This window comes from Lysinibacillus contaminans (assembly GCF_001278945.1).
GTDB classification, from domain to species: Bacteria; Bacillota; Bacilli; order Bacillales_A; family Planococcaceae; genus Lysinibacillus; species Lysinibacillus contaminans.
In genome coordinates this window covers 2202324-2218963 of record NZ_LGRV01000003.1, presented here as the reverse complement: position 1 = coordinate 2218963, position 16640 = coordinate 2202324, and the positions used below count along the sequence as shown (strand labels likewise).

The 16640-nt window shown below is 36.0% G+C and carries 16 protein-coding genes; 15 read left to right on the top strand and 1 reads right to left on the bottom strand.

Features of this window, described 5'->3' with window-relative positions:
- Position 1 precedes the first annotated feature (1 nt).
- From AEA09_RS12950 to pnuC, 14 genes are all read left to right on the top strand, one after another.
- A complete protein-coding gene (locus tag AEA09_RS12950; protein ID WP_053584249.1) occupies positions 2–1222 on the top strand; it encodes an ATP-grasp domain-containing protein in 1221 nt (406 codons plus the stop codon).
- A 364-nt stretch (positions 1223–1586) separates the two neighbouring features.
- On the top strand, positions 1587–2471 hold the full coding sequence (locus AEA09_RS12945) for a methionyl-tRNA formyltransferase (protein ID WP_053584248.1): 885 nt from the start codon (positions 1587–1589) through the stop codon (positions 2469–2471).
- 344 nt (positions 2472–2815) lie between these two features.
- Positions 2816–4045, top strand: coding sequence for an ATP-grasp domain-containing protein (locus AEA09_RS12940; protein ID WP_053584247.1), 1230 nt, complete (start codon positions 2816–2818; stop codon positions 4043–4045).
- 18 nt (positions 4046–4063) lie between these two features.
- Positions 4064–5173 (top strand): DegT/DnrJ/EryC1/StrS family aminotransferase, encoded by a 1110-nt coding sequence (locus AEA09_RS12935; RefSeq protein ID WP_053584246.1) that lies wholly within the window; start codon positions 4064–4066, stop codon positions 5171–5173.
- 22 nt (positions 5174–5195) lie between these two features.
- A complete protein-coding gene (locus tag AEA09_RS12930; RefSeq protein ID WP_053584245.1) occupies positions 5196–5903 on the top strand; it encodes a WbqC family protein in 708 nt (235 codons plus the stop codon).
- Between the two features lie 52 nt (positions 5904–5955).
- Entirely contained in the window at positions 5956–6882 is a 927-nt protein-coding gene (locus tag AEA09_RS12925) for a methionyl-tRNA formyltransferase (RefSeq protein WP_053584244.1), read from the top strand.
- A 52-nt stretch (positions 6883–6934) separates the two neighbouring features.
- Positions 6935–7642 (top strand): WbqC family protein, encoded by a 708-nt coding sequence (locus AEA09_RS12920; RefSeq protein WP_053584710.1) that lies wholly within the window; start codon positions 6935–6937, stop codon positions 7640–7642.
- 34 nt (positions 7643–7676) lie between these two features.
- Positions 7677–8567, top strand: a complete 891-nt coding sequence (gene rfbA / locus AEA09_RS12915; protein WP_053584243.1) for a glucose-1-phosphate thymidylyltransferase RfbA — start codon at positions 7677–7679, stop codon at positions 8565–8567.
- A 44-nt stretch (positions 8568–8611) separates the two neighbouring features.
- Positions 8612–9649, top strand: a complete 1038-nt coding sequence (rfbB, locus tag AEA09_RS12910) for a dTDP-glucose 4,6-dehydratase (RefSeq protein WP_053584242.1) — start codon at positions 8612–8614, stop codon at positions 9647–9649.
- Positions 9650–9832: 183 nt separating this feature from the next.
- On the top strand, positions 9833–10630 hold the full coding sequence (locus tag AEA09_RS12905; RefSeq protein WP_053584241.1) for a TIGR00282 family metallophosphoesterase: 798 nt from the start codon (positions 9833–9835) through the stop codon (positions 10628–10630).
- Positions 10631–11056: 426 nt separating this feature from the next.
- Positions 11057–11326, top strand: a complete 270-nt coding sequence (locus AEA09_RS12900) for a stage V sporulation protein S (RefSeq protein ID WP_053584240.1) — start codon at positions 11057–11059, stop codon at positions 11324–11326.
- A gap of 373 nt (positions 11327–11699) precedes the next feature.
- Entirely contained in the window at positions 11700–13439 is a 1740-nt protein-coding gene (locus tag AEA09_RS12895; protein ID WP_053584239.1) for a 2-oxoacid:acceptor oxidoreductase subunit alpha, read from the top strand.
- Positions 13439–14305 carry a 2-oxoacid:ferredoxin oxidoreductase subunit beta gene (locus AEA09_RS12890; RefSeq protein WP_053584238.1) on the top strand — a complete coding sequence of 289 codons (867 nt, stop codon included), beginning with the start codon at positions 13439–13441 and terminating at the stop codon, positions 14303–14305. The genes AEA09_RS12895 and AEA09_RS12890 overlap by 1 nt, the downstream gene beginning before the upstream one ends.
- Positions 14306–14442: 137 nt before the next feature.
- Positions 14443–15144, top strand: a complete 702-nt coding sequence (gene pnuC, locus AEA09_RS12885) for a nicotinamide riboside transporter PnuC (RefSeq protein ID WP_053584237.1) — start codon at positions 14443–14445, stop codon at positions 15142–15144.
- Here the strand turns inward: pnuC and AEA09_RS12880 are convergent.
- On the bottom strand, positions 15121–15390 hold the full coding sequence (locus AEA09_RS12880; RefSeq protein ID WP_053584236.1) for a hypothetical protein: 270 nt from the start codon (positions 15388–15390) through the stop codon (positions 15121–15123). The genes pnuC and AEA09_RS12880 overlap by 24 nt on opposite strands.
- Before the next feature lie 753 nt (positions 15391–16143).
- On the opposite strand from AEA09_RS12880, the gene AEA09_RS12875 reads away from it, so the two are divergent.
- On the top strand, positions 16144–16515 hold the full coding sequence (locus AEA09_RS12875) for a 2-oxoglutarate ferredoxin oxidoreductase subunit beta (RefSeq protein WP_245622841.1): 372 nt from the start codon (positions 16144–16146) through the stop codon (positions 16513–16515).
- Positions 16516–16640: the final 125 nt, after the last annotated feature.

Genomic DNA, 16640 nt, shown 5'->3' with positions numbered 1-16640 from the left:
AATGAAAAAACTTTTAATGCTTGGTGGTGCACATTCACAAATACCAGCTATCAAACGAGCAAAAGAAATGGGCTATTATGTTATTACTTGTGATTACTTTGAAGAAAATCCTGGTCATCAATTTGCAGACGAGTACTATAATGTAAACACAACAGACAAAGATGCTGTTTTATCTTTAGCGAAGTCATTAAAAATAGATGGAATTGTATGTTATGCGACAGATACAGCATTACTTACAGCGACTTATGTAGCTGGAAAATTAGGCTTACCTTCTCACCCTTATGAATCTGTAGAGATCCTAACAAATAAGGATAGGTTTAGAGAGTTTTTGAAGGAAAATAATTTTAAAGTCCCTAGATTTAAAGGATATAACTCATTTGAAGAAGCTAAGGATGATGTTCATAATTTCAAAATACCATGGATGGTAAAGCCGATTGATTCGTCAGGCAGCAGAGGAGTTTCAAGAATAGATTCAATAGATCAACTACAAGAAAAAGTAGAGAATGCTTTATATTTTTCGAAAGCAAAACGATTTGTAATAGAAGAGTATATCGAAAAAAATGGTTTTCAAATTTCGGGAGATTGCTTTTCAGTAAATGGGAAAATAGTATTTCGTAGTTTTGCAAATACTCATTTCGCATTATCGAATCTAAATCCATTTGTACCAATAGCTGCTAGTTGGCCGTATATTATGCCTGAACATATTCATAATAAGATTCATGATGAAATTCAAAGAGTATTGGATTTATTGCAAATGAAAACAGGGACTTTTGATTTTGATATTGTAATTGATGATAGAGAAAATGTTTACTTAATAGAGATTGCTGCAAGAAACGGGGGTCAATGGATATCTCAAGCTACAAAATGTGCAACTGGTATTGATTTGATTGAATATACAATTAGGGCGGCATTAGGTGAAGATTGTAACGATTTAACTATGGTAGAGACAAAAGGGTTCTGGGGTATGTACATTATCAATAGTCAGAATTGTGGTTTATTTAAAGGTGTTGAAATTAATGAAGATATTAAAAAAAATAACATTGTTGAATTTGAATTATTAGTAAAACCGGGTGATCAAATTTATGCCCTTACAGGAGCCCATGAGACTGTAGGATTATTGATACTGAAATTTTCATGTTTAAATGAAATGATAGAAAAGATGGAGAATATGACAAATTTGGTGAAGGTAATTATAGAAGATTCATTAATAAAAAGTAGGTGAATTAAAATACGCAATACTTAGAAAATTATATTGAACATTAATATAAATTGAACTGAAAATTCGAGAGAGTAGGTAGCACTATATACTTTCCCGCCTAGCAAATTTTTCTGTGACGAAAGTGCAATGACAGAAGCATGCCTCCTGAACGTGAAGAATGAGTCCGCACTGCCAGCGCGAATGTATAGGAAATGGTATATAGGGTCCTTAAGTTCAACTTATTTATTTTATAGTGTATATCAAAAAAAATCCAATGAGCGCATCAACCTTTTTTGTAATTCAGTCTTGGTTTTTTTGTATGAATATTAACAGTAAATTTTTTCGCTTTAATAAGCTGAATATTCAGTTTGAGGAGGGGGTGGGACTTATGGTACATGAAACAAATATAAAAGTAATATTAATTACTATGGAAATTTCAAAGGTAATTAATTCGTTAATTGAATCAGGAATTAATATTATTGGAGTTATTGAATCTAAACGAAAAAATACTAATAAGCAAACAAAGGAAATGGAAAATTTTTGTTTGGAAAATGGACTGCCTTATTATTTTATGAATGAGGGATGTAATAACAGATTAGAGAATTGGGTTAGAAAGTTAGAACCTGATTTAGTAGTTATAAATAGGATGTCTGAATTATTAAAAAAGAATATTTTGGAAATCCCTAAAAAGGGGTGCATTAATCTTCATCCAACCTTACTTCCTAAATACAGAGGGGGATTTCCTCTATTTTGGACTTACTATAACTATGATTTAAATCAAGGAGTAACCGTCCATTATATTGATGAAGGAGAAGATACTGGAGATATCATATATCAAAAAAATTATCGTATGACTTTAGGAACTACTGAGGAAGAATTATTAGAAGACTTAGTATACAAAATAGGAACTGAAGTATTAATAAAATCAATTTTAGATATTGAGAATAATTGTGCTCCGAGGATAAAACAAGCTAAAACAAGTCCAACAGTACGCGCTAGACAGATTAAGACATGTGAATATAAGAAAATCATTGATTGGGAAGAATGGGGAATTGAGAGGATTTGGCATTTGTTAAGAGGAACCCAAAATTGGCTTAATGTTTTTGATTTTACTGAGATTCAAGGTGAAGTGTTAAAATGGAAAATATTGAAATATGTAAAAGGAGATGTTAAACCACAACAAAAACTAGGGAAAGTCTATAAAGAAGAAGATGCTTATTTTGTATATTGTAGACATGGGAAAATTTTCATGGAACTAAGTATAGAAGTGTAATACGCAGTTAATTGCTAAGTTATTTTGCCTATATTCAATGGTGTTTAGAAATAAGAAAGCGGAAGATATACATGAAATATGTGGATTGCGAAACTATGTTTTGTTACGAAAGCGAAGCGGATTAATACTTGCCCGCGAAAAGCAAGCATCCCATAGCTGAAATCATCCTGTGAATTCAGAGGTAATGATGAAAAATTAATAAAATCTTACACGAAATGTATTATATAGAGAAATACGTAAAGGTAAATGAAGCTGTTACTTGTGAGAGTGTACAAATACACATCGAAGTATTGAACCACTGAACCACTGAACCAAACTTAATACTACAAATGAGGTGTATAAAAATGAAAAAACTTTTACTACTTGGTGGGGACTATTATCAGATCCCAGCTATTAAAAAAGCAAGAGAATTGGGTCATTGTGTTATAACTTGTGATTATACAGAAGAAAACCCTGGTCATCAATATGCTAATGAATACTACAATGTCAGTTATACCGATAAAGAAGCGATTCTAGGTTTAGCCAAATCATTAAAAATAGATGGTATCTTTTGTTTTTCTACAGATGGCGCAGCACCAACAGCAGCCTATGTGGCTGAGAAGTTAGGTTTGGCAACAAATCCATATAAGTCAGTAGAAATAGTGTCTAATAAAGATAAGTTTAGGGCGTTTCTAAAAGAAAATAATTTTAATGTTCCTAGGGCTAAAGGGTATCATTCATATGAAGAAGCAAAAGCCGATTTTCATAACTATAAAATGCCAGTCATGATTAAACCAGTGGATTCGTCAGCAAGCAGAGGTGTTTCAAAAATTAACTCTTTGGACCTTCTTCAAGAAAAAGTGGAGATTGCTCTAAAATTTTCTCAAGGTAAACGTTTCATTATAGAAGAATTCGTTGAGAATTATGGTTATCAGGTCGAGGGAGATGGTTTTTCTGTTGATGGTCAGCTTGTATTTCGATGTTTTGCTAATGGACATTTTTTATCAAAATCGATAAACCCTGTAAATCCGTTTGCTCCAACAGGTCCGAGTTGGCCCTCCAATATGCCTGAACATATACAAAAAAAAATTCATGATGAAATTCAAAGATTATTAACACTATTAAATATGAAAACGGGTGCCTATAATTTTGATATTCAAATCGATGATCAAGAAAATATTTATCTTTTGGATATGGGGGCAAGAAATGGAGGTCATTTAATTCCGCTTGTAACAAAATATGCAACAGGTGTGGATATGATCGAATATACGATTAAAGCAGCATTAGGTGAAGATTGTCGTGATCTAAAAATGGTTGAACCACATGGCTATTGGTCTTCTTATTTGTTAAATAGTCAGAATAGCGGAACTTTTAAGGGGATTGAAATTGATGATGAATTTAAGAAAAATAATATTGTTGAATATGATTTAACAGTAAAAATAGGTGACAAGATTTCCGCTTATACAGGGTCCCACACTAAGCTGGGAACAATGGTACTGAAATTTAATTCAATGGAAGAAATGTTAGAGAAGATGGACAATATGGCAAGTTGGGTAAAGATTATTGTTGAAGATTCATTAGTAAAAAATAGCTGAGATTGAAAAGGGGAAACTATGAGACCAATTCAAGTAACTCAATCATCAATGCCAAATTTTGAAGAGTTTTCTGAGGAAATTAGAGGTCTATGGGAGAGTCGTTGGCTGACAAATATGGGGATAAAACATACTCAATTAGAGTCTGAGTTGGAACATTATTTAAAAACGACTCATGTAACGCTTTTTTCCAACGGCCACCTTGCTTTGGAATACGCAATTGAAGCATTGAATTTAACGGGCGAAGTGATTACGACTCCTTTTACATTTGCTTCCACAACACATGCAATCGTAAGAAATGGGTTGACACCGATTTTTTGTGATATCAACCCAAATGACTACACGATTCAAGTGGACATGCTAGAGCGTTTGATAACAGATAAAACATCGGCTATTATCCCAGTTCATGTTTACGGTAATATTTGCAATGTTCGTGAAATTGATAGAATAGCAAAAAAATATAAACTTAAGGTCATATATGATGCCGCGCATGCTTTCGGAGTTACAGTCGATGGTGAAGGAGTAGCTAACTTTGGTGATGCCTCTATGTTCAGTTTCCATGCTACAAAAGTCTTCAATACAATAGAAGGCGGAGCGTTAACTTTCAAGGATTCTAATTTGAGAAATGTCATAAATGCGTTTAAAAACTTCGGCATTACTGGAGAAGAAACAGTAGAGAGCGTTGGTGGGAATGCTAAGATGAATGAATTCCAGGCGGCTATGGGCCTATGTAACCTCCGAAATGTAGATCAGGAGATTATTAAGAGGAAGGCGGTATTTGAGCGTTATATGGAAAACCTTCGTGATATTAAAGGGATTAAACTATCTCAGGCTCAGAATGGTGTGAAAAGTAATTACGCATACTTTCCTGTTGTATTTGATGGGTTTCAACTTTCCCGAGATGAAGTTCATGCTGCATTAAAAAATGAAAATATTTTTTCTCGCAAGTATTTTTACCCTTTAACAAATAGTTTGGAATGCTATCAAGAAAGGTTTTCACCTGATGAAACACCTGTTGCTAAATATATAGCAGAAAGAGTGTTAACACTTCCTCTTTACGCAGATTTAAAGCTAGAAGAAATTGATAGAATCTGCGGAATTATAAAAGCAAAAGTTACTAGTATTCATTAAATTCTTGGAAGGAATGTTAAGAATGAAAGTAGCGCTTATGCAACCTTATTTTTTCCCGTATCTAGGTTATTACCAACTCATCAATTCAGTAGATGAATTTGTTGTTTTTGATAATGCTCAATATGTTAGAAGAAGCTGGATGAATAGAAATAGAATATTAAATGAACACAAAGAAAGTTCTTTTATGACTGTCCCTGTAAGTAAAGCTCCTAGAGAAACCAAAATTAAAGATATCATCATCAATAATCATACTAATTGGCAAGAGAAAATTTTTCACCAATTATTATATTATAAAAACGCTCCGTATTATAATAATGTTTTAGATTTCTTGAATGAATGTTTTATAAAAAGCAACAGTAATTTAAGTGAATTTAATACAATACTCCTAAAAAAAACATGCACATTTTTAAGTGTAAAAACAGATATAACAATATTGTCTGAAAAATTTCCTACTATTGAATCTGCGAATATGGCAGATGAGTGGGGTATTAAAGTGTCTAAAGCATTAAATGCTACCACCTATATTAACGCTATTGGTGGTAAAGATCTTTATAGTCAGCAAAAATATCAAGATAATGGCTTAGGTATAAAATTTATTAAGCCAAGCTTATCCTCATACAAACAATTTGATAAACATTTTGTTCCTGGCCTCTCAATTATTGATGTCATGATGTTTAATGATTTAAATGCAATTAAGGATATGCTAGAAATGCAAGAATTAATTCGATAGTTGTTGTTATATATATTATAAACGACCTTAGTAATAATGGAGTTGAACTTAAGTGTCTATTACCAATTTGAAAGTCATTTTAATTACTATGGGCGTTTCTAAGGTAATTAATACGTTACTTGACTCTGAGATTAATATTATCGGGGTCATTGAATCGAAAAAAAGAAACGTGAATATGCAACACGAGGAATTGAAAAATTTTTGTTTAGAAATTGGGTTGCCTTATTATTTTATGAACGAGGGATGCAATGATCGTTTAGAGAAATGGGTTAAGGAACTTGAACCAGATTTGATCGTTATCTCCGGAATGTCTGAATTATTAAAAGGGAATATCTTGAATATCCCTAAAAAAGGGTGTATTAATCTACACTTAGCGTTACTGCCTAAATACAGAGGGTCGCATCCGATTTTTTGGACGTATTATAACCATGATTTAAATCCTGGTGCAACGGTTCATTATATTGACGAGGGAGAAGATACAGGAAATATTATCTGTCAAGAAAGTTATGATTTGCCTATAGGATCGACAGAGGAAGAAATGATACGTTTAAGCTCCAACCTTGGTTGCAAGTTACTTATAAAATCGATTCTTGAAATTGAGAATAATTGTGCACCGAGTATTAAGCAACCTATCGAAAGCCCAACAGTTAGAGCTAGGCAAATTCATCCTGATGAATATAAAGAAATTGTCAATTGGAAGGAATGGGAAATAGAGAGAATTTGGCACTTGTTAAGAGGGACACAAAATTGGTTCAATGTTTTTGATTTTTCCGAGATTCAAGGAAACGTTTCTAAGTGGCGTATATTGAATTATTCTAAAAAAGATGTTAGATCTCGCTTGGATTTAGGGAAAGTATATAAAAGGGATGATCTCTATTTTGTCTTGTGTGGACTCGGTTATATTTACATGGAAATAAGTTTTGAAGGAGAAGTATTGCTTCTATTTTTGGGTTTATTTAAAAATGTTTTTACCTTTTAACAAGATGCAAAGGAAATATTATATCAAAGTAACAAATGAGGAAGGTAAAATAATGAGAGTAGCTATTATGCAACCGTATTTTTTCCCTTATATCGGTTATTTTTCTTTGTTACAGGCGGCAGATATGTTTGTTATTCTTGATACTGTGCAATTTCAAAGAAAAAGCTGGATGACGAGAAATAAAATTATTTCTTTAAAAGGTGATAGCACGTATATAAAATTACCAGTGAAAAAGGCTCCTTTAGATACTTTAATCAATCAAATTGATATTAATAATGAAGTAGATTGGAAAACTACATTGTTTAATCAATTATTAGTCTATAAAAAAGCGCCCTTTTATACGGAAACAATGGACATAGTGAAAAATATTATAAATGCAGATACTAATAAATTGGTAGATATCAACAAAAATATATTGCTTGAAATCATTAATTATCTTAAGTTGGATTGTAAAATTGTAGTGTTTTCTGAGATGGGACTTAAAGTGGAGGAAGTAAATAACGCTGATGAATGGGCATTGAATATTACAAAAGCATTAAATGCTGAGGAATACATTAACCCACCAGGTGGAGTCACTTTTTTCAATAAGCAAAAGTATAAAGACAGTGATATTGATTTGAAATTTATTAAAAACAATTTAAAGCAATATAAGCAATATCATTTAGATTTTGTACCCGGATTATCAATCATTGATGTCATGATGTTCAACAGCATAGAAGAGATTCATAAGATGCTAGCTGATTACGAGGAGATTCAATGATTTTCAAAGCCCTAGAAAAAGAGGTGTATATCGGATGAAAGGAATTATTTTAGCTGGAGGTTCAGGTACTCGACTTTATCCTCTGACGAAATCTATTTCTAAACAAATGTTACCCATTTACGATAAACCGATGATTTATTATCCGCTCTCTGTATTGATGCTTGCAGGTATCAAAGAAATTCTAATCATTTCTACTTCTAGAGATATTGAAGGATTTAAAGAGCTTTTAGGAGATGGTAGTAAGTTAGGGATAAACTTTGAATATGCTGTGCAGGAAAATCCTAATGGCCTTGCAGAAGCCTTTATTATTGGCGAGCAGTTTATCGACAATTCTCCAGTTGCGTTAGTTTTAGGTGATAATATTTTCTATGGTTCTAATTTAAGCGAACGTTTAAAAGAAGCGGCTGCTTTATCTACAGGGAGCATTATATTTGGTTGCTATGTAAATGATCCAAGGGCCTATGGTGTCGTAGAGGTAGATGAGCAGAAAAAGGCCATTTCAATAGAAGAAAAGCCGGAATTCCCGAAATCTTCATACGCAGTTCCAGGTTTATATTTTTTTGATAATAAAGTTGTGGATATCGCAAAAAACGTAAAGCCTTCAGCACGAGGAGAAGTGGAGATTACTTCTATTATAGATGTCTATCTGCAAAGAGGTGAGTTAATGGTTGAGCTGACAGGCCGAGGCTTGGCTTGGTTAGATACAGGCACGCATGAATCATTACTAGAGGCTTCTAACTTTGTAGAGGCTATACAAAAAAGGCAGGGGCTATATATTGCGTGCATTGAAGAAATAGCATACAGAAGAGGGTATATAACAAAGAAACAGTTGGTAGATCTTGCTGAACCTCTTATGAAGACAGAATACGGTAAATATTTGGTGGAAGTTTCACATTCATTACACAACTCTCATGTAACAATGTAGAGTTTTTTTATTGCGATCGAACATGTTCAAAAGAGGTGAGATAGATGACAAAGAAAAAAATTCTGGTTACGGGTGGAGCAGGGTTTATTGGTGGAAATTTTGTTCAATATATGGTTGGAGAGTACCCAGAGTATGCAATATATAATTTAGACGTATTAACATATGCAGGTGACTTAACAAAACACCGTGATATAGAAAAGAACGAGAATTATCATTTTGTTAAAGCAGATATTGTAGACTATGATGTGATTATTGCTCTTTTTGAGAAAGAAAAGTTTGATGTTGTGGTACATTTTGCTGCAGAAAGTCATGTAGATCGATCCATCACAAATCCAGGGGTTTTTGTTTCGACGAATGTACTTGGAACACAGGCGTTATTGGATGCTGCACGGCAAGTAGGAGTGACAAAATTTGTGCATGTCTCTACAGATGAAGTATACGGTGAATTGGATTTTGACCCGACCACTTTTTTCACTGAAGATACACCGTTACAACCAAATAGTCCATATAGTGCAAGTAAAGCATCTTCTGATTTTTTAGTTCAAGCGTATCATCATACTTACGGGGTGCCTATTAATATTACACGTTGTTCTAACAATTATGGCCCGTATCACTTCCCAGAAAAGCTTATTCCTTTAACGATTTCGCGTGTATTAAATGAAGAAAAGGTTCCGATATATGGTGATGGTCAAAACATTCGGGACTGGTTACATGTCTTTGATCATTGTGCGGCCATTGATTTAGTATTGCATGAAGGTGTAAATGGAGAAGTATATAATGTTGGTGGACATAATGAACGTACTAATTTAGAAGTAGTCAATACAATCATTAATACATTAGGGAAGTCAGAAGAATTGATAACGTTTGTTGCAGACCGTTTAGGGCATGATCGGCGATATGCAATTGATGCAACGAAATTAGAAAAATTAGGATGGAAACCGATATATAATTTTGAAACAGGAATTGCCCAAACGATTCAATGGTACTTGGAAAACAAGGAATGGTGGGAGCAAATTATTAGTGGGGAATACCGAAATTATTTGGAAGTGAAATCAACCTATCTCCTTAATAGCAATGGATAAAATCGGTTAATCACCACACCTGAAAAAATAATAAAGTCATTTAATCACTAAGAAGGCACATAAGATGAAAGAATTCATCCTATTCAAAACGCAAACTCAGTTAGGTTTGCGTTTTATTTTGCGATTGACGCAGGAAAAATGGTAAACTTAGATTGTTATATATAGAAAGTGTGGTCTTGTAAAATGAAAGTACTATTTATTGGTGATATCGTCGGTTCGATTGGCCGCGATGCAGTGGAAAAATATTTACCACGTTTAAAGAGAAAATATAGTCCAGATGTTGTTATTGCGAATGGTGAGAATGCAGCAGCTGGTCGTGGCATAACGCGTAATATTTATAATGATTTATTGCAAATGGGTGTGGACGTTATTACAATGGGTAACCACACATGGGACAATAAAGACATTTTTGATTTTATTGATGATGCGGATTATTTAATTCGTCCTGCAAACTTTTCAAGTGAAGCGCCTGGTAAAGGCATGGTACAAATTTCGAAAAATGGCGTTACATTGTCGGTGATTAACTTGCATGGTCGTGTATTTTTACCGCCACATGAAGATCCATTTGCGATGGCAGAGGAATTGGTCGAAGAAGCACGTAAAACGTCACCACTAGTATTCGTGGATTTCCACGCCGAAGCAACAAGTGAAAAAATTGCGCTTGGCTGGCATTTAGACGGGAAGGCTTCAGCGGTTGTTGGAACACATACACATGTGCAAACAGCCGATGCACGTATTTACCCGAAAGGTACAGCGTATATTACAGATGTTGGTATGACTGGCCCGTATGATGAAATTTTAGGGATGACAAAGGAAAGCGTACTTTACAAATTCCAGACAAATATGCCTTCACGTTTTGAAGTTCCGAAAAATGGGCGAGATGTGTTAAGTGGTTTCTTTGTTGAGATTGACGATAAAACAGGGAAAGCAGTACGCTGCGAACGTGTATACATTAATGAAGATTATCCGTTCCGAGGGTAATGAGACGAGCTACCTTACAATATATATTGTAAGGTAGTTTTTTCTTTTGTTAGGAAGTGTACAAGTTTGATTCATGACCAAAAGCTGGTGATGAACCAGAAATTTATTTATATGGATAATTTTAGAAAAGTGATGTAAAATTTTACTGCGTGGGGGTTTGTTGTTAATCATAATTTTAGAGGTGCGCTGATGCCTGTATAATAAGTGATTTGCAATGTGATTCAGGGTGTTTAATGTGATGGAGGAGCAATACCGCATCTCCATGTTGTTTGAGTGTGTTAATAGTTTATAGAAAGTTTTTAACCTTTCATTCTATTTCCAACATGCAAAGCATAAAATGACCTACGGACAATAACTTGACGTCCAATTAAGGCTCATACAGATATTGAGCGTAAAACACTATTCGCGAAACGGGGAGGAATAATTGTGGATTCATTAAAAGTATCATCACGCTCTAATCCAAATTCAGTTGCAGGTGCATTAGTCGCGGTAATAAGAGAAAAAGGGCATGCAGAAATGCAGGCAGTCGGGGCAGGTGCACTTAACCAAGCCGTGAAAGCAGTGGCCATCGCACGCGGATTTGTAGCGCCAAGTGGCACAGATTTAATTTGTGCTCCGGCGTTTGCAGATATTACGATTGCTGGCGAGGAACGCACAGCTATTAAGCTGCTGGTGGAAAAACGAGTTCGTTTATAAAATTTAAAATGAAGTTAAATGCCTTGCACTTGTTGCAAGGCATTTTTTAGTTGTCGAGGTATGAAAGTTCAGACTAGTGGCGTTATTGCTCGGGTAGCAAGGGAATTACTCTAGTCAGACCGATTAGCGCTCAATCTCCTAATAGAATAGTTGATTCGATTAAAAGAAAACAACAAAAATTATTCCTTGAATCCAGTAAGTTATGTTTTTTATACGTAATTGATCTGAAAATTACAATATTTCGAACGTGATTTTCAGTCAAAGGTCTGAATTTCGATAAAATCGTGGAATAACGATAGTCCAGACTGTTTCTTCGTGTTAAACTGATGAAGGAAAAAACAATAGTACACATTGGATTTAAGGAGTTGTTGACATGTTACATCAGCTTTCATGGAAAGTCGGTGGGCAACAGGGTGAAGGGATTGAGAGTACAGGTGAAATCTTCTCAATGGCAATGAATCGTTTAGGGTATTTCCTATACGGTTATCGTCACTTCTCTTCTCGAATTAAGGGTGGCCATACGAATAATAAAATTACAGTTCGTCCAACAGAGGTACGTTCAATTGCGGATGATTTAGATATTTTAGTAGCGTTCGACCAAGAAACAATCGACGTTAACTATAAAGAACTAACAGAAAACGGCATTATTTTAGCAGATGCAAAATTTGAACCAGTTAAACCAGAAGACTCTAAAGCGCCTTTGTTTGCAGTACCATTTACTGAAGTGGCTGCAGAGCTTGGCACTACTTTAATGAAGAACATGGTAGCGATTGGTGCAACAGCTGCGCTACTTAACTTAGAAAACACAGTGTTCCAAAATGTTGTCGATGAAATCTTTGGCCGTAAAGGCGAAGCAGTTGTTGAGAAAAACATGGAAGCTATCGCACGTGGACGAGAAATGATGACTGAACTTATAGGCGACCGTGCAGGTGAGTGGGAATTAGCGCCTGCAGACGGTAAACGTCGAATGTTCATGATTGGTAACGATGCGATCGCGATGGGTGCTCTAGCAGCGGGTGTACGCTTTATGGCGGCATATCCAATTACGCCAGCTTCTGAAATTATGGAATACCTCATTAAAAAATTACCGAAATTCGGTGGTGCGGTTATCCAAACAGAAGATGAAATTGCAGCAGCTACAATGGCGATTGGTGCTAACTTTGGTGGTGTTCGATCATTTACAGCATCAGCTGGTCCTGGTCTATCCCTAATGATGGAAGCAATCGGCCTTTCAGGTATGACTGAGCAACCACTTGTCGTGATCGATACACAACGTGGTGGCCCATCAACAGGTCTTCCGACGAAGCAAGAGCAATCCGATTTAATGGCGATGCTTTATGGTACACACGGTGAAATTCCAAAAGTCGTTATTGCACCTTCTACAATGGAAGAAGCGTTTTTTGATACGATTCAAGCGTTTAATATTGCAGAAGAATTACAATTACCTGTTATCTTAATTACAGACTTACAATTATCACTTGGTAAACAAACGGTTGAGGCATTTGATTATAGTAAAATTGATATTCGTCGTGGGAAAATTGTGATGGAAGATATCGAGGAAGCGGCAGATAAAGCTTACTTCAAACGTTTTGAAAATACAGAAGACGGTGTATCACCACGTGTATTACCTGGTCAGTTAAATGGTATTCACCACGTAACAGGTGTTGAGCATGACGAAACTGGGAAGCCATCTGAAGCAACAGGTAACCGTCGCACGCAAATGGACAAACGTTTCCGCAAGCTTGCAGCACTTAAATTTGATACACCTGTTTACAAAAATACACCACACGAAGAAGCAGACGTGTTACTTGTCGGATTTAACTCGACACGTGGGGCACTAGAAGAAGTTCAAGAGCGATTAAATGAGCAAGGCGTGAAAGTAAACCATGCGCATATGCGTTTAATCCACCCATTCCCATCTGCGGAAATGGCACCACTTGTCGCTTCAGCGAAAAAAGTAATTGTAGTGGAAAACAATTTCACAGGTCAATTAGCGAATATCATGAAAATGAATATTGGTGGCCACGACAAAATCGAGACAATCACGAAGTATGACGGTACGCCGTTCTTACCAGGTGAATTAGAAAATAAAGTGAAGGAGCTGCTTTCATAATGGCAACATTTAAGGATTTTCGTAACTCAGTGAAACCGAACTGGTGCCCAGGTTGTGGCGACTTCTCTGTACAAGCCGCTATTCAACGTGCAGCAGCAAACGTTGGCATCGAGCCAAATGAGCTAGCTGTAGTGTCGGGGATCGGCTGTTCGGGCCGTATTTCAGGCTATATCAATTCATATGGTTTCCACGGGATTCATGGCCGTGCTTTACCAATTGCACAAGGTTTGAAAATGGCCAACCGTGATTTAAACGTTATCGCTTCAGGTGGTGATGGTGACGGCTTTGCGATCGGTATGGGACATACAATACATGCCATCCGTCGTAACATCGATATCACATATGTAGTAATGGATAACCAAATTTATGGTTTAACTAAAGGGCAAACTTCACCACGTTCTGCTGCTGGGTTTATTACAAAATCAACGCCAGGTGGTGCGATTGAGCCATCACTAAAACCGTTAGAAGTGGCACTTACAAGTGGTGCTACATTTGTGGCACAAGGCTTCTCAACGGATATTAAAGAATTAACAGCAATCATCGAAGCAGGCATTAAGCATAAAGGCTTCTCGTTCATTAACGTATTCTCACCATGCGTGACTTACAATAAAGTGAACACATATGATTGGTTCAAAGAGAACTTAACGAAACTTGCAGATATTGAAGGCTATGACAATTCAGATCGTGGTATGGCCATGCGTACTGTAATGGAAAACGAAGGGTTAGTTACAGGTATTATTTATCAAGATACAGAAACGACTTCTTATCAAGAAAAAGTACCGGGTTACTCTGAACTACCGTTAACGGATATTGATATTAAGATGAGTGAAAATGAGTTTAATGATTTAGTAAAAGAATTTATGTAATAAGTAACAAAGTAAGCGACTATCTTTTAGTAGATAGTCGTTTTTCTTTTTGTGTGAATTAGGAATATTATAGAAAAATGGTGACAAGTGTAATGACAGTTGTTAACATTAAACTAATCTGAAAGGGGTGGTTCTGTTTGAAACGTTTTTTTAGAGAATGGACGTTATTTGAAAAGATTTGGTTAATTACGTTTGCAGCTATTAATATTTGGTTGTTCTTTGCATGGGATGATACGACACTGGGGCTGATTAGTTCAATGACTGGGATGCTTTGTGTAATCCTGGTGGCGAAAGGGAAAATTTCAAACTTCTTCTTCGGGATGGTGCAAACGTCTACGTATGCGTATATTTCGTATACATATGGCCTATACGGGGAAGCAATGCTAAACGGCTTGTTCTATTTCCCGATGCAGTTTATTGGCTTGTATATGTGGAATAAAAACAAAGCGTTACAAAAGGTCAAAGACGAGGACATTGTGATTAAACGGCTGACGAAAAAAGGCTGGGGCATTTTGGGGGTATCTGTCATTGTCGGGGCATTCATTTATATGGAGCTATTATTCTATTTAAATGCACAACAAGTACGCATTGATTCATTTGCCGTTGTGATGAGCGTAGCGGCGCAAATTTTAATGACATTGCGTTTTGCTGAGCAGTGGATCATGTGGGTGCTCGTGAATGTGTTGTCGATTGTCTTGTGGATTGTAACACTTACACAAAGTGGCGGTAATGACTACACAATGCTTGTCATGTGGACGGCGTTTTTAGTGAACTCAGTTTATGGTTGGTACAATTGGGAGAAGCTTGCCAAACAATCACAGACACTGGAGAAAGAGTAAGAGTGCTTTAGTTGAGGCCACTGAAAAAATTATTTCATTCGTATATTCAATATTTTCCTTATCAGAAAATGTTGCTTCTCCAATAACTGTTTTAATTGTCTTTCCATGCTTGTTTGCTTTTTCAATTAATACTTGAAGGTGTATTAGTCCTTTTATTATAAATGAAAGAGGATGTAAAATAATAATGTGATAGATTGCGTTGTTTGGAGAAGCATCACTCGACTCTTGTGGAAAAGCGAATGCCAAAGCGCAAAATCCTAAAGGTGAAATTTTAATAGAAATTTTCAGGAGTCTTGATTACGGAAATGTTAGATTCTTATTTTTGTGGTTAATTGGAAATTTTTAATTTCGGTACTAGCGTAGATTACTACATTTTTAGTTGATTGTGCGGAGGGTGCTCGAGTGCTCCTGCCGCTTCGCTTTCGTCGCAGAGCAAAGCTTCCAGCGGGAAATAGAAGAGGGCACTGAAAAACTCTAAACTAGAATTTGTTTATAGCATTTTTTTGCTTAGCATTATTTTACTATGCAAGGATTTAGCGCGGCGGCGAATGTCTTCCCGCGCGAAAGCAAAGCGACAGCAGCGTGAGACTCCTGCAGGAACAGCACAAGACGTAAGACGCAACAAACCGCGCGTAGCGAGGGTTGCGGCTTACGCTGTGCCTGCGGAAAGCGAACGCCAGAGCGCTATATCCTAATGATAGATTTTAATTAGAGTTTTATTGTGAGAACCACTTTTTTAGTGCCCTCAAATACAAGCGAACCAAGACCCTGCACGGAGCGTAGCGAGAGGTGCGCGGCTCGGTGCTTGCCCGCGGAAAGCGAGCATCCCGTAGCGGAAATCAACCGACCAATTTAATAGTAGTGGTGAAAATTGGATAATCAATACGCTGAGGGATTTTATGAGTAATCTACTTTTTCAGTTCCTTCCTCCAGTTAGCAGTCTTTTTTTGTGTGGAGAATTGAACAGAGTGCTACAATAGAAAGAAAAAAGAAGAGGCGATGCACGTGGATAACGTCATTGATTTTATTGCGAAAAAGAAGGAACGAGAGGCGCTTAAACGTGAGAGAGAGTTAGAGCAATACGTAGCGTTACATTGTACACTTGATCATCCGGAAAATATCGATGCACTTGTTGTTGCTAAAGATCTGGAAATGAAGGACCATACATTATTTTTAGGGTTTTTATCGATTTTAAAGGATGAGGAAATTGAGCCAATCAATATTTTTCAAGATGTCTTTACGTTAGAACCGATGCATTTTGAAAATACCTACAATATGAAGTGGTGGTCGGTTGTACAATTGGCCTTTACGTTTTTATCGATTTTAAAGGATAATGAGCCACATACATATGACGAATTTTTAGGGTTATAGCTCATTCAATATGTCGAATAACGTACATTTCACGTTCTTTAGTTGTTCTTCTACATTGTCATTCGTTATAATAGTAAAATGGGAATTCGAATGCACGGATTTCGTTTGAAAGGAGTTACTTGATT